We start from the raw sequence: 25,098 nt of genomic DNA, 5'->3' as shown, positions 1-25,098 counted from the left end.
TTACTCGAAAAGGAAGGCGGCCTGCTCGGCGTAGGGGCCCGAAGATCCGATCAGGGTCGCGGTCCGCATATAGGAGTCCAGAAAATCGTTCCATGCCCGAAACTCGTGCAGGGGACTCGCGAACTCATCGAAGATGATGATCGTCCCGGGCACCAGGAGATCGTGAAGCATCGTCAACGTGTATAGCGTCGAGGAATATAGATCGCTGTCGTTATGAATGACGAGGCGGCCTGCGCTCTTACGTTTGGCGAGATAGGCCGGAAGCGACTGCTGGAACAATCCTGCGATGAACGACGCGCGCTCGTCGGCCAATTCTGGCGTCTTTCCGCCGGTGTCGAAATGACCCCTTTTGAGATATTCACCCCAGTCGGTCGGCAATCCGGTGAAGGTATCAAAGCCGACGAAGCAGCTGTTCCGATGGCGATGAAGCTCGGTCCATTTCTTGATCGAGTCTCCTTCATGGACGCCGAACTCAAGGTACTGGATCTTTCCGCCTTTGATATATTCGCGCTCGACGAACTCGTAGAGCTCAAACCTGTGCTTGAACGTGGGCGCCTTGTTCGCCCGCAGCCACCTATTCAGCTTCGCATGCCCATTGAGTGTCTCAACGACGTTGCTCGGTCGCGGATACACGAGGGATGCGATATCTCGCTTCAGTTTCATTGAAGCACTCACTGCACTGTACTCCTTGGGATTGAGTGGCTTTCAGCCTGCGCTCGCGATCGTCATCATGTTGCCCAGCCTCAAGCCGAGCACGGTCCTGGGCAGAGGTACCCGCTCAAGCTTGATCCCCGCGGTGTACGCCGCTTGCCGGACCATGAAGCTCAGCGGAAAGTAATTCTTGCTGCCATGCACCTCGACCTCGCCGTAGCCGGCGCTGTTCAGCAGGCGCGTGATCGACTGCGGATTGTAGAGCTCGGGGTGCTGCAGGCAGAAGGGCGGCCAGCGCGTGCCCATCACCGAACGGAGCAGCGAGCGCTCATTGTGCGTGACGATGGCGACACGGCCGCCGGGCTTCAGCTTCCTGCGGATTTGCACGAGCATCGCCTTCGGGTCGAGCAGATGGTCGAGTACATGGATCATCAACGCCAGTGCCACCGAGCCATCGGGAACCGCCGACAAATCGCCCATGTCCTCCGAGATCGTGAAGGGCTTGCGGTTGGTCGCGGCCTCCAGCTCGGCGTGGACCGACTTGTTCGGTTCGAACAAATAGAAATGCTCAAATCTCGGGTCCAGCGCCGCACGGGCGACGATGTAACCGATGTCCGGCCCGATCTCGAGGAAGTTGCCCGAAACGTCGAGACCGTTCGTTGCCTCCTCGAAATAGATCCGTTGCGTCGCCTCGATCGCATCGTCTCCGATCGCGTCCATGTTCGGCTCCATCGCCGAATAGAGCTCGCCGAGCTGCGCCTGATCGAAAAACACGGGAGCATAGAGCAGCCCACACCCACCGCAGCGGTCGTAGGTGAAGAACACTTTCTTCTGGAACAGCCCGCGCCAGTAGGGCCGAAGGTCGTCGAGGCTCAAGGTCTCCGCCGCTTCGCCGCTGAAGGCTTCGGCCGCCCCGCCGTTCGCCCCGCAGGCCGGGCAATCGCGCGTAAGGAAGTTCGTGACTGCGTTCACCTTGCGCCCCTGAACGTCACTTTGCTGTGCCAGAAATAGCTCGTGATCATGATGACCGCGCAAAATATCAGCTGCGCGATGATGGGCGGAATGTGCCCGAGTTCGACCAGCGCCGGAAGCGCGACCCAGTTTGCCGCGTAATTGACCCCGTAAAAGGAAACGAAGGCGGTAACCTCGCGCGCATAGCCGCCGCGCGTCCGGAAAACGCCGAGCTTGTAGTTCGCATAAGCGAAGCTCAGGCTGAACGCCTGCGCGATGAACAGGCCGATCATGTAATGGACCCGGAGCCACGGGAACGCCCACAGCAGCGCCGGGTAGATCGCCACCCCGAACGCAGTGTTCATCCCCGCCGCGAGGAGATAGCGGAACGGCCGCCTGACGCGGCTCCCGGCCTTCGCCGGCTCGCTGGCAAGAGACGCGTTCACGGGCTGGCTCACTCGTCCGCCAGGTCGATGCGCATGTTGTCGCGCAACACTTCGCGCGGCAGGAACGGCGACAGGTCCTCCAGCGGCGGCGACGTGATCCGGCCGTCCGGATGCTGCTTGGCGCCAAGCTTCGGGGCGAACGCCACGGCTTCGTCGATGAAAATCTCGCACATCGCCGGCCCAGGGCTCTCCAGCGCCGAGCGGATCGAGCCGGCAAGCTCCTCGTGGCGCGCGGCGCTGCTGTAGGCGAAGCCGAACGCCTCGGCGATCTTGCGGAACTCGGGGAAGGTCACGTTGCTCTTCGGCCCGCCGCCGACCTCGACGCCGTTGAAGAAATTGCGCTGCGTCTGGAAGATCGAGACGTAGCCGTTGTTGTTGAGCAGGAAGACCTTCACCGGCAGGCCATTGCCCGCGATCGTCTGCATCTCCTGGATGTTCAACATGATGCTGCCGTCGCCGGCGATGCAGATGACGCGCTTGCCGGGCCCGCGCGCGGCGCTGACGCCGATCGCGGCGGGCAGGTCGTAACCCATCGTAGCGCAGCCGGAGTTGGTCCACAGCCGCTGGCCACGCTTGATGTCAGCTGTCTGGAAACCGACCACGCAGGCGCTGCCGTTGCCGGTGACGATCACGTCGTCGCCGCCAAGCTGGGCGAACAGGGCTTCCATCGCGACATAGGGATGGCATGGCTCGTGGTCGGAATATTCGGCCAGCACGACCGGGAATTTCGCTCCGCGCTCGCGCGCCCAGGCGAGCCATTCGCGCTGCTTGTCCGTCGGCGCGTCGGGCGCCGCCTCGATCAGCGCCGGGATCATGTCCTTGAGGTCGGCGCAGACCGGTAGCTCGGCCTTCACGGTCGGCTTCTTGAGCTCGACCGGGTCGACATCGACCCACGCCTTGAACGCCGCCCGCGCGAAGCTCGCCCAATTGTAGCTGATCTGACGGATATTGAGGCGGCTGCCGAGGATCAGCAGGAAGTCCGCGCTCTGCGTGACCATGTTGCCGCCGCGGTCGCCCACCGTTCCCGGACGTCCGCAGTAGAGCGGATGATCGTTCCAGATCACATCATGCGCGTTCCATCCGGTGACGACCGGGATGCCGAGCTTGTCGACGAGCGTCAGGAAATCGTCATAGGCGCCGCTGATCCTGACGCCGCCGCCGGCGAACACCACCGGCCGCTTGGCTGTACGCAGCTTTGCAATGATCTCCGCGGCGGCCGCCGACACGTCGGTTCGCTTCCACGGCTCGTCGAGTTCCGCCGGACCGAAGCCGGGGCCGAGCTTGTCGGGATCGATCTTGGCCGCCTGCACGTCGAGCGGGATGTCGAGCCATACCGGGCCCGGCCGTCCGCTCGTCGCGATGTAGATCGCCTTTTCGAGATGGTAGCGGATGGTCTGCGGGTCGGTGACCATCACCGCATATTTGGTGATCGGGGTCACGATGGGCTCGATGTCGAGCTCCTGGTCGCCCATCTGGCGCAGCGGCAGCCCGGTGTAGCGGACCGTGGTCTCGTTCTTCACCTGGCCGGAAATGACCAGCATCGGGATCGAATCGACGAAGGCGCCATAGACGCCGGTGATCGTGTTGGTGCCGCCGGGGCCCGAGGTGACATTAACCAGCGCCATGCGCTGGGTCAGCCGGGCATAGGCCTCGGCCGCCATCGCCAGCGCCTGCTCGTGGTGGCAGAAGGTGGTCTTGATCCCGGGGTGCGTGCCGATCGAGTGGTTGAGGTGCATCGCGCCGCCGCCGGTCAGCATGAACGCGTCGCGGATCCCGTGCGCCACGAGCTGGTCGGCGACCCAGTCGGACAGTTTGACTTCGGTCATTCACTCCACCCGTTCCACCGCGCCGTACGCACGATCGCCTCATCGAGGCCGACCGTCGGCGTGACACCCAATTCTGTCCTGATCTTCGCTGTCGAAGGCACGTAGCGGCCCGGGTTCCAGCCCGGATCCGCCCGCCCGAGGATCTCGAAACCCGGCGCGCCGAACAGGCGCGCGACGCGCTCGGCAAGCTCCGCGATCGAAACCGATTCCTCGGACCCGACATTGTAGATCGCGCCGGTCGGCGCGCGCAGCAGCATCGTCCACAGCCAAGCCGTCAGGTCGGCCGCATAAAGGTAGGACCGGACCGCCTTGCCCGCGCCTTCGACAGTGATCGTCTTGCCCGCCATCGCGTCGCGGATGAAGTTGCCCGCGGCAAAGTGGGTGTCGAGCGACAGCAGGGGCCCGAGCAGCGCGAAGATGCGGGCTGTGACAATGTCCAGGCCGTGCTGCCGCGCATATATGGTGCACAGCATCTCGGCCGCGCGCTTGCCCTCGCCATAGGCCGAGCGGTGCGTCGTCAGGTCGGGCGCTCCAACATGACTTTCCGGAACATGCGCCAGCTCCCAAGGCTGAGCGCCGTAAACCGCGCCTGAGGAAAAGAAGAAGAAACGCTCCGCCTTGCAGGCGAGCGCGAAGTCGAGCGCAAGGCGGGTGCCCTCGACGATCGTATCGAACATCTTCAGGGGATCATGCTCGTTGAGATGCGCGCTGGCGTCGGTCGCGGCGTGCAGAACGTAATCGTAGCGCGCTTCGGCCGTGGCGATCGTAAGGACGTCGCCACGCACGAACCGGAAGCCCTTCGCCGCGCCAAGCTCCGGTTCGCGGTTCGCGAACGCGTCCGGATCCCGCGTGAGGACGTCGACCTCAACGCCGAGGTCGAGACGCGCGTTGGCGTCGGCCAGCGCGCTGAGCATCCAGCTGCCGATGAAGCCCGTGCCGCCGGTCATGAAGATACGCTTGCCCGCGAGCTTCGGCCAATCGGCAGCAAGGGCGGCGTGGATCGACTCCAGATCGTCCGCCAGCGACCGGGTGCGATGGCCGGCGGCGAGAGGCGGCCGAGATACGCTCAGCACCGGTTCGACTGTCGGCTGGAAGCACTGACCTCGGCCAGCGTCTCCTCGCTCGCGGGTGCGAACCCCAGGCGCTCCTCCTCGATGACCAGCGGCACGTTGCGCGTCCGTTCGGCGAGCAGGCGGACCTGGTCGCCGATCAGGGCCACCGACAGCAACAGGATCGAGAACAGCCCAACGATAAAGGTGAGGATGAGGAGAGCCGGCGAATAGCCATGAAACAGGAACCGCAGCAGCGTCGCAATGCCGAGTACGAAGGAGAAGATGCACAGGTAGATCGCGAATATCAGCTGCAAGCGCAGCAGCCCCTTCGCGGACCCGCCGACTCCCGACAAAGCGAAATTGAGCAACGCCGAATAATTGTTGCTGCTGCGCCCACCTGCGCGTGCCGGCCGGTCGTACGGAATGGCCGCCAGGCGGAACCCGCTTTCGATCAGCATCCCGCGGAAGAAGGGCTCCGGCTCATTCCACCTTGAAAGCTCGTCGACCACCTCGCGCGAATAGAGGCCAAAGCCGGTCGCACCAGGAATCAGCGGATAGTCGCCGAAGCGCCGGAAGAACGCGTAGCCCGTGCGCCGCGCAAGGCCCAGCAGCAGCCCGGACTTCTCGCTACGCCGCTGCCCTAGGACGATCTGGGCCCCTGCCCGCCACTGCCGGACCATCTCGCCGATCAGCGCCGGCGGGTCCTGGAAGTCGCAGCACATGCCGATGACCGCCTGCCCGCTCGCCTGATAGACGGCGTAGGTCGGCGAGCGCATCTGCCCGTAATTGCGATTGTTGAAGATCGCGCGCACCCGTCGGTCGCGGGCGCACAGCTCGCGCAACAGCTCGCGCGTGCGGTCGGTCGAACAATTGTCGATGAAAAGGATTTCGTGGCTCGCCGCGTGCTTCTCGGCCTCGGCGGTCACCGCCTCGTACATGGCGACGACGTTCGCTTCCTCGTTGTAGCACGGGATCGCGAAGGACAGCTCGGGCCGCTCTGCGAAATCGGGCCGGGAAAAGTGCTTCGTCATTGGCATGAATCGCCTTTTTCCGCCTGACCTGCGCTTGGTTGTTCGCCCTTGAGTAACCTTCTTGAAGAACCTCTGCGACCGGCCTCGGCACTCGGGGCCGCTGGCCGGCTTTCCGCTTGCTACGCCACCTTGGCGTAAACCGCCGGTTCGGGTTTTGCGAGGCGGGTTTCCATCATAGTGATCCGCTTGTCGTCCTCGGTTGCGATGACTCCATAATAGTCGCGCTTGTTCTTGAGCCAGGCGAGCTCGAATTCGACCGCGTTACGAATGCCGCCGAGGATCGCCGGACTCTGGATCGCCTCACCGGCGAAGATCACCTTGCGGGTTTCGAACCGGTCGAGCCGGATGAGCTGGATCTCGCGCAGGGCGCTGATCGCATCGGTCGAGACCGAGCCGCCGACGACCAGTTCGAGGTCGGCATCTGCGCAAGCCGCCGCGACCCGAAGCACCGCGTCGGTGATCGACCGGTCGTTGATCGCGCCTCGGGCCATGCCCCGCGAAAGGGTGAAGTCGACGCGGCCGAAAACCACGCCGACCTGGCTTTCGCGAGCGCTCTGGATCATCGCGTCGAGGTTGCGCAGCGTCGTTTCGGTTTCGAGGTTGAAGAGGAACTTCGTCCCCTCATCCTTACGGCGGTAAATCTTGTCCTTCGCTTCGATGAATTTCGACAGCGCGTACGGGGTCTCGACCATCGGCGCGATGATATAGTCGATGCCGTACAGCCGGCTTGCAAGCAGGTCCGACACAGCCTCGCAGCCGCCGATCTTCAGCCCGACCTTGAGGTCGGCGCGGCGGGCAAGCTCGAGCAGACGCAGAAGCTCCTCCGGGCGGGTGCCCTCGGCCTCGAACTCCGCCTTGACCGCAACCACGCCATGCTCGTCACGTCCACGCTTCAACATGTCGAGCATCTTGATTTCGACAGAGTTCACGTGCGTCCCCTTTGTAACCACAAACTGCGCGCCGAGCTGAATGCTCAGAACGGCGGCGAGCGGCGGTCAGCAAGGCAAGGATTTGTTATCCCTGTTCGGTGACGTTCGCTTAGGCGGACAATGCGCGGCGATGGTTAATTTTCTGCCAACAAATTGAGGCTCCGCAGGCCGTAACCTTAAAGCGCATCGGGACCTTCAGGCTGCCGGCGCCGCCTGCTCGCGCGCCAGCCGCTCAACGACGGCCCGGGCCGAAATGCGCCAGTCGGGCATGGCAAAACCGAACGTCCGCTCGAATTTGCCTGAATCGAGCACCGAGTTGCGCGGGCGCGCGGCGCGCGTAGGCCAGTCCTCGGAGCGGATCGGCTCAACTGGCACATGCGGCAAGCCACGGACAGCGCACTGGGCCATGATCTCCCGCGCAAACTCGCACCAGCTCGCTTGTCCGCGCCCGGCGAGATGAAAGGTCTCGCCCCATCCCGCGCCTGTTGCCGCCATCGCGAGCAGGCCGTCGGCGAGATCGAGCGCGCTGGTCGGGCTGCCCCGCTGGTCGTCGACGACAGTGAGAACGTCGCGCACGCCCGCCGCCGCCATGATCGATCTGACGAAGTTTCGGCCGAACGGGCTGTAGACCCAGGCGGTGCGGACGATCGCGTGGCGCGGATTGGCGGCGCGCGCTTGCTCCTCGCCGGCGAGCTTGCTGCGGCCATAAACGCCGAGCGGATTAACCGTCGCATCTTCGCGATAGGGCTCAGAGCTCCGCCCGTCGAACACATAGTCGGTCGACAGCTGGATCACCGCCGCCCCCGCAGCCGCCGCGGCCGCCGCGACCTCACCGGCACCATCGCCGTTGATCCGGAAGGCGCGTTCCGGCTCGTCCTCGGCCTGGTCGACTGCGGTGTAGGCGGCCGCATTGATGACGACATCCGGAGCGAAAGCCGCGATCGCCGATTTTGCGCTGCCCGGGATTTCGAGGTCGAGCTGCGGGCGCCCGCAGACGACGAGCTCCACACCGTCATGGAGGAGAGCGCGCTCCGCCAGGCTCTGTGCGAGCTGTCCCCCAGTTCCAGTCACCAAGATTCTCATCCACGAGCCCCAGCTTGCCCCGGCGTCCGGCCGGCTATGCGCGCAACGGATTGGCTGGGGCGGCAGGATTCGAACCTGCGAATGCCGGTACCAAAAACCGGTGCCTTACCACTTGGCGACGCCCCAGCAGGCGATCCGCATGTGCGGGAGAGCGGCGCTTATAACGGGCGCAAGCGCGGTTGGAAGCTGTTAGTCGCTGCCGCCGGAAAGGGCGGCGATCGCCGAACTCACGCTCGCCGGTTCGTCGAAAGCGCAGTTGAACTCGTGCCTTGGCCCGCTAGCGTCGTCCGGGCTGTGATCGGGGGTATATGAAATGGACAATTATCGCATCGCGCTGATGGCCGCCGCTGCATCGGTGGCGACGCCCAGCTGGGCGCAGGGAGCCGCCAAGGGTCCCCACTACGCGCCCTCGGGTTATGACGTCAGCGCCGTCGATCGCTCGACCCGCGCCGGCGACGATTTCTTTCGATATGCGAACGGCCGGTACCTCGACCGGGCAATCATCCCCGCCGATCGCCCCGCGGTTTCACGCCGCCTGGAAATGACCGACCGCATGGAAGGCCAGCTCCATGAATTGCTCGAAGATGTCTCGCATGATGTCGGCGAGCAGCCCGCCGACGTCCGCGGCAAGGCCGGAGCATTCTATTATTCGTTCATGGACGAAGCGACGATCAACCGGCGCGGCGCCGCGGCGATCGCCCCGGAGCTGGACGCGATCCGCTCGGCGTCGAGCCCATCCGATCTTGCCGCGCTGATGGGCCGTTCGGCCGATGGCTTCTACCCGGCGATCGTCGCGCCGAACATCGACAGCGACCTCAAGGCCCCGGACAAATACGCGGTCTACCTCAACCAGTCGGGCCTCGGTCTCCCTGACCGCGATTATTATCTGAAACCCGAGTTCGCCCCGCAGCGGCAGGCCTATGCGGACTATGCGACCAAGCTGCTGGGGCTGATCGGCTGGCCCGACCCGGCGGGCGCATCCGCGCGCCTGATCGCGTTCGAAACGAAGATCGCCGAGGACAGCTGGGACAAGGCGAAGCTGCGCGACCCGACCACGCAATATCATCCCAAGTCGCCGGCCGAGCTCGCCGCACTGGCGCCGGGGATCGACTGGCCGGCATTGCTCAGTAAAGCCCGTCTGGGCGACCGCGATCGCCTGATCGTCGGCCAGCCGGACGCCTTCACCCGGCTCGCGGCGACCTACGGCGGGACTTCGCTCGACGCGCTCAAGGCATGGATGGCCTTTCGCGTGGTGGATTCCGCGGCACCCTATCTGCCCAAGGCGTTCGCCGACGCGAACTTCGATTTCCGCGGCAAGACCCTGCTCGGCCAGGCCCAGCAGCCGGTGCGGTGGAAGCGCGCGATGCTCGCGGTCGCCGGCGGGGACTGCGGCGCTGCTCCCGGGACCTGTTTCGGCACCTTCAACTGGGGTGTGGGCCAGCTCTACGCCGAGCGCTACTTCCCGGCCGAGACCAAGGCGCGGATCGAAGTCCTGGTCGACGACATCAAGGCCGCGTTCCACAACCGCATCCAGCATCTCGACTGGATGGGTCCCGCGACCAGGGTCGAAGCGTTGAAGAAGCTCGATACCTACACCATCAAGGTCGGCTATCCCGACAAGCAGCGGGACTATTCGACCCTCGTCATCCGCCGCGACGATCTGGTCGGCAATGTCCGCCGAGCGGCCGAGGCCGATTGGCAATTCTATGTCGATCGCAGCAAGGGGCCGGTCGACAAGGGCGACTGGCAGATGACCCCCCAGACCAACGACGCCTACAACGGCTCGCTGCGTGACATCGTATTCCCCGCCGGCATCCTCCAGGCGCCGATGTTCGACGCCGCTGCCGACCCCGCCTATAATTATGGCGCGATCGGCGGCGTCATCGGGCATGAGCTGACCCACGGCTTCGACGACCAGGGCCGCGCGATCGACGCCTCGGGCGCGCTACGCGATTGGTGGACGCCCAAGGACGCGGCGGAGTTCAAGCGCCGCGCGAAGATGCTCGGCGACCAATATGCCCGGTTCGAGCCGGTGCCCGGCGTCCACATCAAGCCCGACCTGACGATGGGCGAGAATATCGCCGACCTCGGCGGGCTGACGCTGGGGCTGGACGCCTATCATGCCTCGCTTCACGGCAAGAAGGCGCCGGTGATCGACGGCTTCACCGGCGACCAGCGCGTGTTCCTCGGCTGGGCACAGGTCTGGGCCGGCAAGATGACTCCGGAGGCGATCCGCAACCTCACCACCAGCGATCCGCACAGCTATCGCAAGTTCCGGGTCAACGGCGTCGTCCGCAACATCGACGCCTGGTATGCGGCGTTCGGCGTCAAGCCCGGCCAATCGCTCTATGTCGCGCCCGCCAAGCGGGCGCGGATATGGTGATCAGGCGTTCGGGATGCGCCCGTGGACCACGTCCTCATAGTCCTTCATCAACTGCCGAGTGAGGTCGCCGACCTCGAAGTTCCACGGGCCGGCTGACCTCACCGGCGTCACCTCGACCGCGGTGCCGGTCAGGAACATCTGCTCGAAGGTTTCGAGCTCCTCGGGCCAGATTGCGCGCTCGACAACGTCGACGCCGCGATTGCGCGCGAGGTCCATCACCGTGCGGCGGGTGATCCCGTCGAGGAAGCAGTCGGGGGTCGGCGTATGCAGCTCACCGTCGCGCACGAAGAACACGTTGGCGCCGGTCGCCTCGGCGACTCGTCCACGCCAGTCGAACATCAAGGCGTCGTCATAGCCGCGGCTTTCCGCATGCTGCTTGGACAAGGTGCAGATCATGTACAGGCCCGAGGCCTTGGATTCGGTCGGCGCGGTGTAAGGCGCGGGGCGCCGCCACGGCGCGATGTCGAGCCTTATGCCGTCGGCCGATTTCCGCTCCTCGTAATATTTGCCCCATTCCCACGCGGTGATCGCGACGTGCGGCTTGGTCAGGCCGGGGGCGACCCCCATCGACTCCGACCCGCGCCAGGCGAGCGGGCGCATGTAGGCGTCGGTGAAGCCGTTGACCTTCAGCACTTCCTTGCACGCGGCGTTGATCTCTTCGACCGACCACGGGAGCTCGAAGCCGAGCAGGCTGGAGCTCCGCCGCAGCCGCTCGCTGTGCGCATTCAGCTTGAAGATCTCGCCGTTGTAGGCGCGCTGTCCCTCGAACACCGACGACGCATAGTGAAGCGCGTGCGTCAGCACATGGACGCGCGCATCGCGCCACGGGACCATCTCGCCGTCGAACCAGATCCAGCCGTCGCGGTCGTCAAAGGTGGTTTGTTGCGGGGCAGCCATGAATTCGCGCCTAGGCGAGGCGCTCGCACTCGGCAAGTTGGAGGGCTTTTAGGCTTGGACTGCGGCTCGCGCCTCTTCGGCCAGTTCGGCGCCGCGGCTGAAGGCGGCATTGATCGTCGCAGCGATCAGGTCGTCGAGGACGCCTTCGCCGTCGAGCACCGCCAGCCCGGCTTCCGTCGTGCCTTTGGGGCTCGCAACCCGCCGCGCGATCGACTCCATGCCTTCGCCGGTGGTCGCGGCCATCCACGCCGTGCCGAGCACGGTTTCGCGCGCGATCACCGCTGCGATTTCCTCCGTGAGACCCCGCTTCACGCCCGCCTTCGTCAGCGCGGCAACGAACCGCGCGACATAGGCGGGTCCCGCCCCGGCAACCGATCCCAGCGCGGCCAGCTTGGACTCGTCCGCCATCCACATCGCGAAACCGAGCGCGGAGAAGAGGTCGTTGAGTTCCTGCTGCGTCTGTTGGCCGGCATCGGTGCTATACAGCCCGGTCACACCGCGGCGGACCGCGACCGGCAGGCTCGGGATTGCGCGAACGACCGCGCCGACGCCCGGAAAGCGCTGGCGTAGGCTCGCGGCTTCGACTCCGGCGAGCAGCGACACGATCACCGTCCTGGCGCTGAGCCATTTGCGCAGCTCCGGCGCGACCTCTTCCAATTTCTGCGGCTTGAAAGCCAGGACGACGAGCTTCGGCGGCGGGCCAGCGTCGGCAAAGCCGGTGACAGTTCTCGTCCCCTCGACGGGCGTTCCGCTCGGGCGGATCACCGTCACCGGGCTAAGATCGAGCCCGCCGGCGCGCCAGCCGTCGAGGATCGCACCGCCCATGTTGCCGCAACCGACAAACCAGGTCGGGGCGGGGAGCTTCAGCGTGCCGTTCACGCCTCGCCGCCCCTACGCCTCGCCATGGGTGTCGATCAGCGCGGCGGCGATCGCTTCGCCGGGCGACTTGCCGCCCCACAGGACGAACTGGAATACCGGATAGAAGCGTTCGCACTCCTCAACCGCGGCTTCGGCGATCGCCTCGGCCTGCTCGAGGCTGAGTCCCTCGCCTTCGCGCGCGTCGAGGATCGTCGAATGGCGGAACACCACCAGGCCGGATCCCGACCACATCTCGAAATGGCCGAGCCACAATTGCTCGTTGATCAGGCTCAGCGCCTCGTGGATCGCGCTCCGTTTTTCGGGTCCGACCTTGATGTCGGGAAAGGCGAGGAATTGCAGCACCTGGTCCTCGGGCCGCCACACGCCGCGCAGCTCGTACTGCGCCCAGCTGCCCGTGGCCGAGGCGACGATCTCGCCTTCCGCCGTGCGCTCACAGGCCCAGCCGCGCGCCTCGAAATATTGCTCGAGGACCTCGATCGGCGCCCCGTCGTCGCGCTCTTCCTGGATTTCTTCTTCGCTCAGGATCACGCTCCCGGTTTGGCCTTCGGTGAGCGCTTCGCGGCTCCCGCGGCAGGTCCCGCGACCTTTGCCTCAAGGGAGGCGACACGCGCCTTCAGAATCTCGTTCTCGTCGCGCGCCGCGGCGGCCATGGCCTTGACCGCCTCGAACTCGTCGCGGCCGACGAAATCGCTCCCCGCCATCCACTCGCGGAACTTCTCGCGCGCCGAGGATTCCGCTTCGCGGCCCATGCCGGCGAAAGTCCCGGCGAAGCCGTTCACCATCTTCACGAAGTCGTCGAACAGCCGGTTCTCGGACTGCATCTAAAAATCTCCCTTTCGGCGCGGAAATAGGGGCTCGGGCGCCATTCCGCCACCCTGCCGCCGACACCTATCCCCAAGTCCGTCAGCTATCCCCAGTTTTCACCGCTCCGAGCAGGAATTCGATATTGCCCTCAGGCCCGGTGATCGGGCTCGGCGTGATGCCGATGACGGTCCAGCCCTGCGAAGTCACCCATTCGGCAGCTTCGGCGCAGACGCGCTCATGGACTGCGGGGTCGCGGACGACGCCGCCCTTGCCCACTTCCTGCCGGCCCGCCTCGAACTGCGGCTTGATCAACGCGACCAGCTTCGCGCCCGGTCTGGCCAGCTTGAGCGGCGCCTCGAGCACCTTGGCGAGGCCGATGAAGCTTGCATCGCAGACGACGATGTCGATGGGTCCGGGGATGATGGTCGCATCCAGGCTGCGCGCGTTGGTCTGCTCGTGGACGACGACCCGCGGATCCTGCCGCAGCTTCCAAGCCAGCTGGTTGGTGCCGACGTCCACCGCATAGACCTTCGCCGCCCCGCGCGAGAGCAGCACGTCGGTGAAACCGCCGGTCGAGCTTCCGACGTCAAGCGCCACCGCTCCAGCCACATCGAAACCGAAGTGCGTCAGGCCGTGGTCGAGCTTGATGCCCCCGCGCGACACCCACGGATGGTCCCTGCCGCGCACGTCGAGCGGCGCATCCTCGGCCAGCATGTCGCCCGCCTTGGCGACCTTCCGCTCACCGCTGAACACCGCACCCGCCATGATCAGCGCCTGCGCCCGCGTCCGGCTCTCCGCCAGCCCTCGGTTCACCAGCAGCTGGTCTGCGCGAACCTTCACCTCGGGTTACTCACGTGGCCTAGAGCTATGGCATTTTTTCAAGGTGCCGAAGATACCAGCCTGGAAAACCATATTCCCGACCGGCGGCAATCAGCTTGGCAAGATAATCCTTGTCTGCAGGCTCGGTCCCGACCGCAGGAGGGATATAGCATAGGGCTGGACTGAGTTTCCCGTCCCGCGTCAGGACCACGACAGCTTCAGGCAGAAACACCCCTACGCCCGGAGCTGAATACATTATTTCTAGGTGGCGGTGAGTGATGCCTACCAGAATGCCATATACCGCACGGCCCTCGGATCGGCTGAGGGCGGCATGCGGAGCGATATGAATGTCGAACCCGTTCAAACAGGCGATTTCAACGGATCGGGGGGAGAAGCCGGCCTTGAGTTGAACGTCCTTTCGAACGAAGGACCCATAAAAGAAGGCTTTGACCTCACGTTCGACCATGTTTTCGTCATTAGACGACATGCCGTTCCCCCAAATATTTACGTGAAGGGCCTTTAAGCCCGCACCTCTTCGACACCGGCGCTGTTGATGCGCAGCGCCTTGAGCACCGTCTCGACGATGTGGGGCGCGTTCAGGCGCGCCTCGTCATATTGCTTCTCGGGCTTGTCATGCTCGAGGAACGCGTCAGGCAGGCGCATCGTTCGGATCTTCAGGCCCGCATCGACCAGCCCCTCGTCGCTGGCGAGCGTCAGGACATGCGCGCCCAAGCCCCCGATCGACGCTTCCTCGACCGTCACCGCGACCTCGTGCGTGGTCAGCAATTTCCGGATCAGCGCGCTGTCGAGCGGCTTGGCGAAGCGCAGATCGGCGACCGTGGTCGACAGGCCCTTGGCCTCGAGCTCATCGGCGGCCTTCTCGGCTTCCTCGAGCCGCGTTCCCAGCGACAGGATGGCGACCGTCTTGCCCTCTCGGACGATGCGCCCCTTGCCGATCTCCAGCGCCTGCGGTTTGACCGGCAGCGGCACGCCCCTGCCCTCGCCCCTCGGGTAACGGACCGCGCTCGGGCCGCTGTCGTGCAGCGCCATGGTGTGAACCATGTGGCACAGCTCCGCTTCGTCGGCCGCCGCCATCACCACGAAGTTCGGCAAGGTGCAGAGGTAGGCGAGGTCGAAGCTCCCCGCGTGGGTCGCACCGTCGGCGCCGACCAGCCCGGCCCGGTCCATCGCGAAGCGCACGGGCAGGTTCTGGATGGCGACGTCGTGGACCACCTGATCGTAGGCCCGCTGGAGGAAGGTCGAATAAATGGTCGCGAACGGCCGGTAGCCCTGAGCCGCCAGCCCGGCGGCGAAGGTCACCCCATGCTGCTCGGCGATGCCGACGTCGAACACGCGATCGGGGAATGCTTCCGCGACCTTGTCGAGGCCCGTGCCCGACGGCATTGCGGCGGTGATCGCCACGACTTTCTTGTCGCGCGCCATCTCGCCCAAAAGCGCCTTGGCATAGACGCTGGTGTAGCTCGGCGCGCCGGCCGCGGCCTTCGCCTGCACGCCCGAGACGACGTCGAACTTGACCACGCCATGATATTTGTCGGCGGCATTTTCCGCCGGCGCGTAACCCTTGCCCTTCTTGGTGACGACGTGGACCAGCATCGGGCCTTCGTCCGCGTCGCGGACGTTCTCGAGCACCTCGACCAGCGCGCGGACGTCGTGCCCGTCGACCGGCCCGACATAGTAAAAACCAAGCTCATCGAAGAGCGTCCCGCCGGTGACCATGCCGCGCGCATATTCCTCCATCCGCCGCATCGAGCGGTGAAGCGGCTCGGGCATCGCCCTGGCGAGCTTCTGCGCCAATTTGCGAGGCGTCAGATATTTGCCCGAGCTGACCAGCCGAGCGAGCGCATTCCTCAGCGATCCCACCGGCGGGGCGATCGACATGTCGTTGTCGTTGAGGATGACGATCAGCCGGTTGCCCGCGGCGGCCGCATTGTTCATCGCCTCATAGGCCATGCCGGCGCTCAACGCGCCGTCGCCGATCACCGCGACCGCGCGGCCCGGCGATTCGGACAGCTTGTTGGCGATGGCGAAGCCGAGCGCGGCCGAGATCGAGGTCGAGCTGTGCGCCGCCCCGAACGGATCGTATTCGCTCTCGGCGCGCCGGGTGAAGCCGCTGAGGCCCCCGCCCTGCCGAAGCGTGCGGATTCGGTCGCGGCGCCCGGTGACGATCTTGTGCGGATAGGCCTGGTGCCCGACGTCCCAGATCAGTTTGTCGCTCGGCGTATCGAACACGTAATGGAGCGCGACGGTCAGCTCGATCACGCCGAGCGCCGATCCCAAATGTCCGCCGGTCACCGAGACCGCCGAGATTATCTCCTGCCGAAGCTCGTCGGCAATCTGCGGCAAGTCCTCCTTGCTTAGAGCGCGCAAGTCCGCGGGGAACTGCACGGTATCGAGCAGGGGCGTGTCTGGGCGATCGGACATGGTCGCTTACCTAACCCCCCGCGCCGCTTGTGTCGATTAAGAGCCCGCGCCAAGGACCGCGTCGAGCAAGCCTGGATAGCGCGCGTCGAGGTCGCCCCGTCGCAGGCGATTGATCACCTTGGTCCCTTCCTTGCGGCTCTCGATCAACCCCGCGCTTCGCAGGATCGTAAAATGGTTCGAAATGGTCGCACGCGGCAGTTCCTCTGGCGCTGCGCAGCTGCAGGCCAGGCCCTCGCCGCGCTTCCCGCGATCGTCGTCGAGCCGGCGTACGATCTCCAGCCGCGTCGGATCGGACAGGGCGTGGAGCACGCTGGCGAGCTGCACGTCGTTCAGATTGGGATGCGTGAAGGGGGCCATCGCACTGATGTAGAAGGAAAAGCCGAAAGTTCAAATATTCCTTTATTCGGATATATTGAACTAATGAACCAGGCTGCCTACGTGTCGTCGGTCACAAAAGGAGCCTTCCCATGCCTGATTTCGCTACCCCGCCTTCCCGCACCAACCCGCTCGCCGGCAAGACCGCCCTTGTCACCGGGGCCTCGCGCGGGATCGGCCGCGCCATCGCCCGGCGCCTTGCCGCCGACGGTGCCCACGTACTCGTCCATTACAACCAGTCTTCGCGAAGCGCTGAGGAGCTGGTCGCCGAGATCGAGCAGGCCGGCGGCTCCGCCGAAGCGGTCGCGGCCAATCTCGAGGACGTTGAATCGACCGATCGCCTGGTCGGCGACGTCAAGCAGAAGCTCGGTAACCGAAAGCTCGACATCCTCGTCAACAACGCCGGGATCCTCGATCAGGCGCCGCTTGGGGAAAAGGACATATCCGGGTTGGAGCGGTTGCTCGCGGTCAACGTCCGCGCACCTTATCAGGTGACCTCCGGACTGGTTGATGCGCTGGCCGACGATGCGCGCGTCCTCTTCACAAGCTCGATCGTTGCCAGGAACTTCTTCCCCGGAGCGGCCGCTTATGCCCTGACCAAGGGCGCGGTCGATACGCTGACCCGCTATCTGGCCGCGGAACTCGGCGAGCGCGGCATCCGTGTCAACGCCATCGCGCCCGGCGCGATCGACACCGACATGGCCGTGGGGTTCATCGGCACCGACGAAGGAAAGGCTCAAGTCAAGCAGATGCAGGCCTTGAAGCGCATTGGCCAAACCGACGATATCGCTCGTGTCGCCGGATTCCTCGCCGGTCCGGACAGCGGCTGGGTCACCGGCCAGGTGATCGATGCCTCGGGCGGAAGCAAGCTCTAGGACGACGTTCACGATTAGGGCGTCGCGACCGAAACCGCGGCGCCCGCTAAACGTCCCCGCAATCGCCGCAGGTGCCGCGCACTTCGATCACCGGCCGCGGGGCGGAGAAGCCGGCGCTCTTCGCCGCCTCGCGCACGCCGCCGGTCAGCTTGTCGTCGTCGATGTGCACCGCCTGCCCGCATGTGTCGCAAATGAGGAAGATGCAATCGTGGAGGCACGCCGGGTGTTGATTGGCGACATAGGCATTTGAGCTTTCGACCCGCCGCGCCAGGTTCGCAGCCACGAACAGGTCGAGAATCCGGTATACGCTGTTGGCCGCGACCCGCCGCCCCTGTGCCTTCGACACTTGCTCGGCGACATCATAGGCGCTGGCCGGCTTGGCGAAGCTCGCCAGGGCCTCGAACACCGCAGCGCGCATGTTGGTCCACTGCTCGCCCTCGCGGGTCAGCCGCTCGCGCGCCGCCGCGGTCAGCGAGTCGCCCTGATGGAGCTGGTGATCGTGCTTGGTCATGATTGGTGCTTGAGCGGAATAGTCCTTGCCCGCGGCACGGGCAAGAAATCAGACTCGGCGGGCGGCGTGCATGTTGAGCCGGTGGCCCAGCGCAAGGATGAGAACGCCGATTATCGTCAGCGCCGGTTCATAGCCGGTTTCATGCAGGGTCATCGCATAGGCCATGGTCGCGAGCCCGACGACGCCGACGGCGGCGGGCAGGACAAGTCCATGGTCGCGCACACCGCGTCCGAGCGCGACCGCGCCAATGATCATCGCCAGGGTGAGGCCGACCTCGTGGATGATCGGCTTTCCGAGCAGGCCGCCGGCCGACGCCAGCAGGCCCAGCAGCACGACGCTCGCGACGCAGTGGACGGCGCACAGGCCAGAGAGGCCCATGGCGAGCCGGTCGAGGCGCGAGCCCGCTGTGAATCGCTGCATCATCGCCCTCACATAGCCGCCGCTCACGGGAGATACAATATATCATACGAGGGAATTACGCCCTCGCCGCTCGAGCCGCCGAAAAGCAGTCGCAGTCCGGCTCGCTTGGTACTAATCTCGACGATCGATAAGTCGGCATCGATCATGGAGAAAGATCATGCGGGGGATGAAGGTCATAGCGTTTGCCGCGGGCGCGGCGTGTCTGGTTTTCGGACAGGCCGCAATAGCCGCGACCGATCCAGCTAATTCTGATCAGACGGCGGCCGCTCCGCCACTCAAGAACGATACGGGGAAACGGGTTTGCCGGGTCCTCACGCCCACCGGATCACGGTTCACGACGCGTGTCTGCAAGACTGCCGAAGAGTGGCAACGTGATGAACAGAAGGCCCAAAACCAAATGGAACAGGAACGGCGCGGAAATGCGGACCTCGACGCTCCTCCTCCTCACTAGAACGACATTGCGCTGGTCCTTAACCGTTTGACCAGCTCGAGGCGGTGACCGCGCGATACAATGCGGTCGCGATCAGCGCGCGCAGCGCCTGAAGGTCAACTTGGACGCGCTCACCTGGCATTGTGCACGATGGAACGCCGTTGGCGAGAGCCGAAGCGGTTTGCATCTCGTCCGCGCTCCCCAGCTCACTCCGGACAAGGTCGACCGCGGCCGCCGGATTGCGCGACGCAACGCAAAGCGCAAAATCCTCCGAGACGTTAAGTGGGGGAGCGGTGGCGAGCGCGGCTGAGACTCTCCGGAGATCGGATGTGCCCAGATCGCTGCGAACGAAATACTCGGCGACCGCCCCGGCTACTCCCGATATCCGAAACGCGACCGCGACCTCGGGCGCGCCGAGGCAATTGTCACGGCCGGAGACAAGCTCGGCTGCGGCACTGGCCTGTGCGTCGCTAAGGTAAGGGTAGGAAACCAGCTGATGGGCCCACCGCGGACGCCGTTCCGCCACGCAAAACGTCAGCTTGCGGAGCGCCTGCCGCTCGGTAGGTGTGTCGATCGGTTGATGAACGACGACGCTTGGAGCGGCGTTCGCCGGCACTCCGCAAATGAACAGAATTGCGGCCAGATGACGCTTGTTCATAAGCTTCAACTCCGTTTCGGCGCGCCTCCATTCTGCACCTTCCGTGCACGAAACGAAAGGTCGCATAGCAATTCGCTTGCCCGGAGCCGGACGCCGCCTAAACACGTTCGCTCGCCCATGGACTCTTTCGCGCCAGCCATCACCCTTGCCCGCACCCCTGTCCGGACGAGGTCGCTGTCAAACCTGCTGTTCGCCGTCGCCGCTCTCGTTTTTGCCATGGTCATCGTCGGCGGCATCACGCGCCTGACCGAAAGCGGCCTGTCGATCACCCAATGGAATTTGGTGAGCGGCGCCATCCCGCCGCTGACCCACGCCGACTGGCAGCACGCCTTCGGCCTCTATCGGCAAACGCCGCAATATCGCGAGGTCGCCGGCCCGGCCGGCATGACCCTCGCCGGCTTCAAGTTCATCTTCTTCTGGGAGTGGGTCCACCGCCTGCTGGGACGGATCCTCGGGCTGGTCTTCTTCGTCGGGATCGGCTGGTTCGCGGTGCGGCGCGCGATCCCCAAAGGTTATGGCTGGCGCCTGGCGGCGCTGTTCGTCCTCGGCGGCCTGCAGGGCGCGGTCGGCTGGTTCATGGTCATGTCGGGGCTCGAGGGCCGCACCGAAGTCAGCCCCTACCGCCTCTCCGCCCACTTGTTGTTCGCCTTGTTCCTGTTTGCCGCGCTGATCTGGACCGCGCTCGACCTTCGAAACCGGGACGGCCGACCCGCACAGCCCACGGGCTGGGGCGCGCTGGCGCTCGCCACGCTCGCGATCCAGGTGATGCTGGGTGCGTGGGTCGCGGGGTTCCGCGCAGGCTATGTATCGAACAGCTGGCCCGACATGAACGGCCGCTTCCTCCCCGACGGGATCGACTGGTCGCGCGGCGTCGGCTTCGCGTTCACGCACGACCCTTACTTGCTCCATTTCATGCACCGCTGGTGGGCATGGGTCGTCGTCGCCGTGCTGGTGCTGTTCGCCCGTCAGGTCAAAAGGCTCGAAGGTGGGCGCGCGGCGACGATCGCCATCCACTCGGCGTTCGGTACACAGATCCTGCTCGGCATCCTGACGGTTGTTTCGGGCGTCGCGATCTGGCTGGCCGTCGCTCACCAGGCGACCGCGGCGCTGCTCGTCGCCGCGACAGCCTGGGGCGCGCACGAGCTCGGGAGCCGGCGCGCATGAGCGTCATCTCGGTCTATGCCGTGTTTGCCGACGCCGACGAAGCCGAGCGCATCGGCCGCGCGATGGTCGAGGAGCGCCTCGCCGCCTGCATCAATATCCTCGGCCCAATCCGCTCGATCTACCGCTGGAAAGGCGCGGTCGAGACGAGCGACGAGGTCGCGGCGATCTTCAAGACGACCGACGATCTCGGCGGCCTGCTCGTCGCCCGCATCACCGCGCTGCACAGTTATGACGTGCCCTGCGTCACCGCCTGGCCGATCGCCGATATCCTCGGCGCTTACGCCGATTGGGTCGAGGACAGCGTCACGAAGACCGAACGCTAGCTGCCGTTCGCCTTGCCGAGCTTGTAGGGAAGGTCCTCGAGCTTGCGGCGAAGATCCTCGATCGTCGCGCCATTCTCGCCCGCGGCATATTTGTTCTCGAGCTCGGCCTCCTCGGGCGTCTGCTCGCGGAAATAAGTGATCGTCAGCCGCCGCCCGAACACTTCGTCGCCGCGGATCTTGAGCTCGGCCTGGTGCTCGGGCGGCAGATTGTCGCGGATCGTCTCGAGGTAACGGATGAGGTCGTCGAGCGAAGTAAATTCGCTGATGTCGATGAAATCCTTGACGCGTCTCGGCACGGAAACTCTCTGGCAGCGGGAATCGGAGGGGTCTGGGCTGGCGCTGATTAAAGCTCCGCGACCCGCGAGGCAACGCGGTCGTGCGGCAAATTTGTTCCTAGATTGGCGCTTCCGCGACCTCGTCCACGAGCGCTCCGGACGCACCTCGCCCGCGACGGACGCGCCGCCGCGGGCGAGCCTTGAATGACAGTGGCTTTTAGATGACCCCGAGCAACCACAGGATCAGGATCAGGATCAACAATCCGCCAAGACCGATATACATACCGTTCCTCCCGTTTCGTGTTGCTTTGAAACGGTGGGCACCCCGGCGGCGTTCCACTTGTTACGCCCGCGTGATCAGTTTTGAGGTATTATTTTACCCGTCGACAACAGCCCGGATTTCCTTGACTTTTTGGCTTCCGCCCGCAATTAGCCGTGCGACGGCGGCACCTCCTATGTGCCGCTTTTCTATTTAGGAAGAGGTTTCAGGCCATGAAGGCGCTGATGAAAACGACCAAGTCGGCCAAGCCGGCCGAGGTCGAGAAGAAATGGCATTTGATCGACGCCGACGGGCTGGTCGTGGGCCGCCTGGCGACGATTGTCGCCAACATCCTGCGCGGCAAGCACAAGCCGAGCTTCACGCCGCATGTCGACTGCGGCGACCATGTCGTGGTGGTCAACGCCGACAAGGTCCGCTTCACCGGCCGCAAGAACGACCAGAAAATCTATTACAAGCACACCGGCTATCCCGGCGGCCTCAAGGAGATCACCGCGGGCAAGGTGCTCGAGGGCCGCTTCCCCGAGCGCGTGCTGGAGAAAGCCGTCGAGCGCATGATCCCGCGCGGGCCGCTTGGCCGCGACCAGATGCGCGGGCTGCATCTCTACAAGGGCGCCGAGCACCCGCACGGCGGCCAGAATCCGCAAGTCCTCGACGTCGCGTCGATGAACCGCAAGAACAAGGTGGGCGCATAATGGCTGGCAAGAAATCCCTTTCCGATCTGGGCGAATTGACCAGCCCCAAGGCCGAGACTCCGGCCATTTCCGAGGCTGAGACGCCGGCTGCCGCTGCCGAGGCGCCCGCCGAAGCCGCAGCGACTGGCGACGACCAGGGTGCATCGACCCAGGGTCCGCAGATCGAGGCGGTGCTGCGCGAGCAGCAGCTCGACAAATATGGCCGCGCCTATGCCACCGGCCGCCGCAAGGACGCCGTCGCGCGGGTCTGGCTCAAGCCGGGCTCGGGCAAGATCGTCATCAACGGCCGCGAACAGGATGTCTATTTCGCGCGTCCCACGCTGCGCCTGATCATCAACCAGGTTTTCGATGTCACCGATCGCCGGGGTCAATATGACGTCGAAGCGACGGTCAAGGGCGGCGGTCTGTCGGGCCAGGCGGGCGCGGTCCGTCACGGCATCTCGACCGCGTTGACGCGCTTCGAACCGGCCCTGCGCATTGCGGTGAAGCGCGAAGGCTTCCTGACCCGCGATCCCCGAGTCGTCGAGCGCAAGAAGTACGGCCGGGCGAAGGCTCGGCGTTCGTTCCAGTTCTCGAAGCGCTAACCGCCAGTCACGGCAAAGCAATGGAGGGCGGTTGGGCTTACCCCAGCCGCCCTCTCCTTATGCCGCCGCGTAGGCGTCGTGGTGCCGCCACCAATAGCTATTCTCGTTGCGGCCCTTCGGCGCTCGGTCGAGCCACTGATACGCGCCCCACAGACCGTCGAGCCCGCGCGCGAATGCTGAGTAGGTGTGATAGACCACACCCTCGTCGAGCACGAAGGCGCTCATTCCGGGCTTTTCCCGCACATAGGTGGGAAAGTCCGTGTTGGTCTGGGCCGCGCTCCTGGCCGGCCATTCGCCGACCGACGGCGCGAGCGGGCTTCCGGGCCGGAAGTTATATTCATAGACGCCGGTCCGCTGCTGGTCCTCTGTCGCATAGACGTGGAAGTCGGAGTTGAAGCCGTTGTCGTCCGAGGACGCCCAGGGGAAGCTCCACCCCATGCGCTGCTTGAACGCCTGCAGCTTTTCGATGGGCGCGCGCGAAACCGCCCAGAGCATCACGTCATGGTTGGCAAGATGCGCGGCGATACCGTTGAACCCGTCGGCGATCGCCGAACAGGACGGACAGCCGGCGCTGTAATCGGGTCCGAACATGAAGTGGTAGACGAGCAGCTGCGAACGTCCCTGGAACAGGTCTACGAGCGACGCGCTGCCCTCGTCGATGTCGAACTGGTAGTCCTTGTCGACTTTCACCCACGGCAGCGCCTGTCTCCGCCGCGCGACTTCGTCGCTCTGCCTTGTCAGCTCCTTTTCCGCCGTGAGCAGCTCGAGCCGCTCCTTGAGCCATTCCTCACGCGTCGCGGTCCGGTGCGCGGGTGCAATCGTCGCCATCGTCATTCCCTTTCAATCTCAAGCCGATCAGCACGGCGGCCAAAGTGCTTGCCGATCCGCCGCCGAGCGCGAGCCAGGCCACGGTCGAGAGGCACAGCGGGCACATGGCGGTCAGCCCTCCGCGCCGAGCGCCTTGACGACCGCCTCGCGCGACTGCGCATGCAGCGCCCAGAAGTTGCGCACGCCGCGCCCCGCAAGCCGCTCCTCGAGCACCGTCAGGTGCGAGTTCCAGCCGGTGCCGAAATCTTGGGCTCCGGTGCCGCTCGTGATCCCGCTATGCGTCAGCACCAGCCGCGTTTTCTCGCCTTGGTCGAACAGCTCGTAGGTGACGGTGCCGTTCTTGCCGCCCTGGAAGGTCGTCTCGAGCAGACGCGGCGCCTCGAAGCGGCTCACTTTCTCCGTCCACACCGCGCCTTTGAAGGCGGCGTAGCTCTCGGGGTACGGGACATTCTCGTCGTCCGATAATTTGTCGTGATCGACCACGAGATCGAACTCGCCGATGCCGGTCGCGTCTGTCCCGCCCATGAACCAGCGCTGCCGCAGCTCGGCTTCGGTCAGGTAGCGCCACACGGTCTCGACCGGCGCGTCGAGCAGCCGCTCGAGGCGAATCGTGTCCGGCGCAATCCTTTCGACCGGCACGCGGATTTGCGCAGCAGCTTCAGCCATTGTTCGTCTCCATCTGGTTCGAGAGCGTGTCGAGGATCATCGTCCAGCCGCGCTTGACCGGCTCGGCATAGGACGCCCACTCCGGCGGGATCTCGTGCGTCAGGGTCAGCGTGCAGCCCGTGGCGCTAGGCGCAAAATCGACGGTCACCGTCGACCACTCGCCTTCTTGCGTATGCGGTCCGCGAAAGAGGAATTTCAGGCGCCGCGGCCGGTCGATGTCGAGGAACTGGCCATGATGCTCGGCATCGCCGTCGGCGCGCCGGTCGACGATGAAGAACCGACCGCCGACCCGTGCGTCGATGTCGCAGCGGACGATCTCGCCGTCGGGCGTCGCGAACAGGAATTGCCTCGCGACCGCCGGATCGAGCCAGGCGTCGAACACCTGGCTCGGCGGCGCGGCGATGTCGCGCGTGACGGTGAGGATCGCGGGCTCGCTCATTTTCCCTGCTCCTTGCCGCGTTCGATCGCCGCTTCGAGGCGGTCGAGACGAACGGTCCAGAACCGTTCCCATTGCTTCAGCCAGTTTTCGGCCTCTGCCAAAGGTTCGGCCCTGAGGCTGCACAGATGCGTTCGGCCGACCTTGCGCCGCGACAGCAGTCCCGCTTTTTCCAGGACCTGGACGTGCTTGGACGCGCCCGCGAAACTCATCGCGAACGGCTGGGCGAGCTCGCCGATCGATTTCTCGCCCAGCGCGAGGGTCGCAAGCATCCCGCGCCGGGTCGGATCGGCCAGTGCCTGGAAGGTGATATCGAGTCGTTTCTCAACCATGTGGTTGAATTAGGCGTGGGCCGAATGATTGTCAACCGATTGGTTTAACGATCGCG

31 protein-coding genes and 1 tRNA gene are annotated in these 25,098 nt (G+C 65.1%); 6 read left to right on the top strand and 26 right to left on the bottom strand.

What is annotated here, in order from left to right:
* The 9 genes from ACJ8FR_RS09830 to ACJ8FR_RS09790 all read right to left on the bottom strand — a co-directional run bounded on the left by ACJ8FR_RS09830 (position 1) and on the right by ACJ8FR_RS09790 (position 8,095).
* On the bottom strand, positions 1 to 663 hold the full coding sequence (locus ACJ8FR_RS09830; RefSeq protein ID WP_407828452.1) for a TylF/MycF/NovP-related O-methyltransferase: 663 nt from the start codon (positions 661 to 663) through the stop codon (positions 1 to 3).
* 42 nt (positions 664 to 705) lie between these two features.
* A complete protein-coding gene (locus tag ACJ8FR_RS09825) occupies positions 706 to 1,623 on the bottom strand; it encodes a class I SAM-dependent methyltransferase (RefSeq protein ID WP_407828451.1) in 918 nt (305 codons plus the stop codon).
* Positions 1,620 to 2,048, bottom strand: a complete 429-nt coding sequence (locus ACJ8FR_RS09820) for a GtrA family protein (protein WP_407828450.1) — start codon at positions 2,046 to 2,048, stop codon at positions 1,620 to 1,622. Before ACJ8FR_RS09820 ends, ACJ8FR_RS09825 begins: the two co-directional genes overlap by 4 nt.
* A gap of 8 nt (positions 2,049 to 2,056) precedes the next feature.
* Positions 2,057 to 3,874 (bottom strand): thiamine pyrophosphate-binding protein, encoded by a 1,818-nt coding sequence (locus ACJ8FR_RS09815; RefSeq protein ID WP_407828449.1) that lies wholly within the window; start codon positions 3,872 to 3,874, stop codon positions 2,057 to 2,059.
* Positions 3,871 to 4,947 carry an NAD-dependent epimerase/dehydratase family protein gene (locus ACJ8FR_RS09810; protein WP_407828448.1) on the bottom strand — a complete coding sequence of 359 codons (1,077 nt, stop codon included), beginning with the start codon at positions 4,945 to 4,947 and terminating at the stop codon, positions 3,871 to 3,873. The genes ACJ8FR_RS09815 and ACJ8FR_RS09810 overlap by 4 nt, the downstream gene beginning before the upstream one ends.
* Positions 4,941 to 5,957, bottom strand: a complete 1,017-nt coding sequence (locus ACJ8FR_RS09805) for a glycosyltransferase family 2 protein (RefSeq protein ID WP_407828447.1) — start codon at positions 5,955 to 5,957, stop codon at positions 4,941 to 4,943. The genes ACJ8FR_RS09810 and ACJ8FR_RS09805 overlap by 7 nt, the downstream gene beginning before the upstream one ends.
* A 119-nt stretch (positions 5,958 to 6,076) precedes the next feature.
* Positions 6,077 to 6,886, bottom strand: coding sequence for an aldolase/citrate lyase family protein (locus ACJ8FR_RS09800; RefSeq protein WP_407828446.1), 810 nt, complete (start codon positions 6,884 to 6,886; stop codon positions 6,077 to 6,079).
* 195 nt (positions 6,887 to 7,081) lie between these two features.
* Positions 7,082 to 7,957, bottom strand: a complete 876-nt coding sequence (gene rfbD / locus ACJ8FR_RS09795) for a dTDP-4-dehydrorhamnose reductase (protein ID WP_407828445.1) — start codon at positions 7,955 to 7,957, stop codon at positions 7,082 to 7,084.
* 63 nt (positions 7,958 to 8,020) lie between these two features.
* Positions 8,021 to 8,095: transfer RNA gene (locus tag ACJ8FR_RS09790), tRNA-Gln, on the bottom strand.
* A gap of 187 nt (positions 8,096 to 8,282) precedes the next feature.
* Here ACJ8FR_RS09790 and ACJ8FR_RS09785 point away from each other — a divergent pair.
* Positions 8,283 to 10,352 carry a M13 family metallopeptidase gene (locus ACJ8FR_RS09785; protein ID WP_407828444.1) on the top strand — a complete coding sequence of 690 codons (2,070 nt, stop codon included), beginning with the start codon at positions 8,283 to 8,285 and terminating at the stop codon, positions 10,350 to 10,352.
* Here ACJ8FR_RS09785 and ACJ8FR_RS09780 read toward each other — a convergent pair whose 3' ends face one another.
* From ACJ8FR_RS09780 to ACJ8FR_RS09745, 8 genes are all read right to left on the bottom strand, one after another.
* The gene (locus ACJ8FR_RS09780; RefSeq protein WP_407828443.1) at positions 10,353 to 11,249 is read right to left on the bottom strand and encodes a branched-chain amino acid aminotransferase; all 897 of its coding nucleotides are present in this window, start codon (positions 11,247 to 11,249) and stop codon (positions 10,353 to 10,355) included. It lies immediately after the preceding gene.
* Between the two features lie 48 nt (positions 11,250 to 11,297).
* On the bottom strand, positions 11,298 to 12,128 hold the full coding sequence (locus tag ACJ8FR_RS09775; RefSeq protein WP_407828442.1) for a pyrroline-5-carboxylate reductase family protein: 831 nt from the start codon (positions 12,126 to 12,128) through the stop codon (positions 11,298 to 11,300).
* Positions 12,129 to 12,140: 12 nt separating this feature from the next.
* Positions 12,141 to 12,653: a YbjN domain-containing protein gene (locus ACJ8FR_RS09770; RefSeq protein ID WP_407828830.1), complete on the bottom strand. Its 513-nt coding sequence runs from the start codon at positions 12,651 to 12,653 to the stop codon at positions 12,141 to 12,143.
* Positions 12,653 to 12,949, bottom strand: coding sequence for an accessory factor UbiK family protein (locus tag ACJ8FR_RS09765; RefSeq protein ID WP_407828441.1), 297 nt, complete (start codon positions 12,947 to 12,949; stop codon positions 12,653 to 12,655). The genes ACJ8FR_RS09770 and ACJ8FR_RS09765 overlap by 1 nt, the downstream gene beginning before the upstream one ends.
* An 82-nt stretch (positions 12,950 to 13,031) precedes the next feature.
* Complete coding sequence (locus tag ACJ8FR_RS09760; protein WP_407828440.1) at positions 13,032 to 13,772, bottom strand: TlyA family RNA methyltransferase; 741 nt, start codon at positions 13,770 to 13,772, stop codon at positions 13,032 to 13,034.
* 25 nt (positions 13,773 to 13,797) lie between these two features.
* The gene (locus ACJ8FR_RS09755) at positions 13,798 to 14,238 is read right to left on the bottom strand and encodes a hypothetical protein (protein ID WP_407828439.1); all 441 of its coding nucleotides are present in this window, start codon (positions 14,236 to 14,238) and stop codon (positions 13,798 to 13,800) included.
* 32 nt (positions 14,239 to 14,270) lie between these two features.
* Complete coding sequence (dxs, locus tag ACJ8FR_RS09750; protein WP_407828438.1) at positions 14,271 to 16,193, bottom strand: 1-deoxy-D-xylulose-5-phosphate synthase; 1,923 nt, start codon at positions 16,191 to 16,193, stop codon at positions 14,271 to 14,273.
* A gap of 36 nt (positions 16,194 to 16,229) precedes the next feature.
* Positions 16,230 to 16,550: an ArsR/SmtB family transcription factor gene (locus ACJ8FR_RS09745; protein WP_407828437.1), complete on the bottom strand. Its 321-nt coding sequence runs from the start codon at positions 16,548 to 16,550 to the stop codon at positions 16,230 to 16,232.
* 110 nt (positions 16,551 to 16,660) lie between these two features.
* Between ACJ8FR_RS09745 and ACJ8FR_RS09740 the strand changes: the two genes are divergently transcribed.
* The gene (locus tag ACJ8FR_RS09740; protein WP_407828436.1) at positions 16,661 to 17,443 is read left to right on the top strand and encodes an SDR family NAD(P)-dependent oxidoreductase; all 783 of its coding nucleotides are present in this window, start codon (positions 16,661 to 16,663) and stop codon (positions 17,441 to 17,443) included.
* Positions 17,444 to 17,489: 46 nt separating this feature from the next.
* On the opposite strand, the gene ACJ8FR_RS09735 is transcribed toward ACJ8FR_RS09740, so the two are convergent.
* The 3 genes from ACJ8FR_RS09735 to ACJ8FR_RS09725 all read right to left on the bottom strand — a co-directional run bounded on the left by ACJ8FR_RS09735 (position 17,490) and on the right by ACJ8FR_RS09725 (position 19,462).
* Positions 17,490 to 17,954, bottom strand: coding sequence for a Fur family transcriptional regulator (locus ACJ8FR_RS09735; RefSeq protein ID WP_407828435.1), 465 nt, complete (start codon positions 17,952 to 17,954; stop codon positions 17,490 to 17,492).
* A gap of 48 nt (positions 17,955 to 18,002) precedes the next feature.
* Complete coding sequence (locus ACJ8FR_RS09730; protein ID WP_407828434.1) at positions 18,003 to 18,374, bottom strand: MerC domain-containing protein; 372 nt, start codon at positions 18,372 to 18,374, stop codon at positions 18,003 to 18,005.
* Between the two features lie 470 nt (positions 18,375 to 18,844).
* Entirely contained in the window at positions 18,845 to 19,462 is a 618-nt protein-coding gene (locus tag ACJ8FR_RS09725; protein ID WP_407828433.1) for a hypothetical protein, read from the bottom strand.
* Between the two features lie 117 nt (positions 19,463 to 19,579).
* On the opposite strand from ACJ8FR_RS09725, the gene ACJ8FR_RS09720 reads away from it, so the two are divergent.
* Together ACJ8FR_RS09720 and cutA are read left to right on the top strand one after the other, a co-directional pair.
* A complete protein-coding gene (locus ACJ8FR_RS09720) occupies positions 19,580 to 20,626 on the top strand; it encodes a COX15/CtaA family protein (protein ID WP_407828432.1) in 1,047 nt (348 codons plus the stop codon).
* On the top strand, positions 20,623 to 20,949 hold the full coding sequence (cutA, locus tag ACJ8FR_RS09715) for a divalent-cation tolerance protein CutA (RefSeq protein WP_407828431.1): 327 nt from the start codon (positions 20,623 to 20,625) through the stop codon (positions 20,947 to 20,949). Before ACJ8FR_RS09720 ends, cutA begins: the two co-directional genes overlap by 4 nt.
* On the opposite strand, the gene ACJ8FR_RS09710 is transcribed toward cutA, so the two are convergent.
* Positions 20,946 to 21,245, bottom strand: coding sequence for a hypothetical protein (locus tag ACJ8FR_RS09710; RefSeq protein WP_407828430.1), 300 nt, complete (start codon positions 21,243 to 21,245; stop codon positions 20,946 to 20,948). The genes cutA and ACJ8FR_RS09710 overlap by 4 nt on opposite strands.
* A 471-nt stretch (positions 21,246 to 21,716) precedes the next feature.
* Between ACJ8FR_RS09710 and rplM the strand changes: the two genes are divergently transcribed.
* Together rplM and rpsI are read left to right on the top strand one after the other, a co-directional pair.
* Positions 21,717 to 22,196, top strand: a complete 480-nt coding sequence (gene rplM / locus ACJ8FR_RS09705; RefSeq protein ID WP_407828429.1) for a 50S ribosomal protein L13 — start codon at positions 21,717 to 21,719, stop codon at positions 22,194 to 22,196.
* Positions 22,193 to 22,780 carry a 30S ribosomal protein S9 gene (rpsI, locus tag ACJ8FR_RS09700; protein WP_407828829.1) on the top strand — a complete coding sequence of 196 codons (588 nt, stop codon included), beginning with the start codon at positions 22,193 to 22,195 and terminating at the stop codon, positions 22,778 to 22,780. The genes rplM and rpsI overlap by 4 nt, the downstream gene beginning before the upstream one ends.
* Positions 22,781 to 22,837: 57 nt before the next feature.
* Here rpsI and ACJ8FR_RS09695 read toward each other — a convergent pair whose 3' ends face one another.
* From ACJ8FR_RS09695 to ACJ8FR_RS09675, 5 genes are read right to left on the bottom strand one after another with little or no spacing between them, the layout of a single operon-like run.
* Positions 22,838 to 23,608 carry a DUF899 domain-containing protein gene (locus ACJ8FR_RS09695; RefSeq protein WP_407828428.1) on the bottom strand — a complete coding sequence of 257 codons (771 nt, stop codon included), beginning with the start codon at positions 23,606 to 23,608 and terminating at the stop codon, positions 22,838 to 22,840.
* Positions 23,568 to 23,714, bottom strand: a complete 147-nt coding sequence (locus tag ACJ8FR_RS09690; RefSeq protein WP_407828427.1) for a hypothetical protein — start codon at positions 23,712 to 23,714, stop codon at positions 23,568 to 23,570. Before ACJ8FR_RS09690 ends, ACJ8FR_RS09695 begins: the two co-directional genes overlap by 41 nt.
* 5 nt (positions 23,715 to 23,719) lie before the next feature.
* Entirely contained in the window at positions 23,720 to 24,274 is a 555-nt protein-coding gene (locus ACJ8FR_RS09685) for an SRPBCC domain-containing protein (RefSeq protein ID WP_407828426.1), read from the bottom strand.
* Positions 24,267 to 24,713, bottom strand: a complete 447-nt coding sequence (locus ACJ8FR_RS09680; RefSeq protein WP_407828425.1) for an SRPBCC domain-containing protein — start codon at positions 24,711 to 24,713, stop codon at positions 24,267 to 24,269. Before ACJ8FR_RS09680 ends, ACJ8FR_RS09685 begins: the two co-directional genes overlap by 8 nt.
* Positions 24,710 to 25,042, bottom strand: coding sequence for an ArsR/SmtB family transcription factor (locus ACJ8FR_RS09675; RefSeq protein ID WP_407828424.1), 333 nt, complete (start codon positions 25,040 to 25,042; stop codon positions 24,710 to 24,712). The genes ACJ8FR_RS09680 and ACJ8FR_RS09675 overlap by 4 nt, the downstream gene beginning before the upstream one ends.
* Positions 25,043 to 25,098 lie beyond the last annotated feature (56 nt).

Source organism: Sphingomonas sp. (assembly GCF_045810705.1).
In the GTDB taxonomy this organism is placed as follows: Bacteria; Pseudomonadota; Alphaproteobacteria; order Sphingomonadales; family Sphingomonadaceae; genus Sphingomicrobium.
Note: the sequence above shows the minus strand (reverse complement) of the source record. Positions and strands in the feature narration are given on the sequence as shown.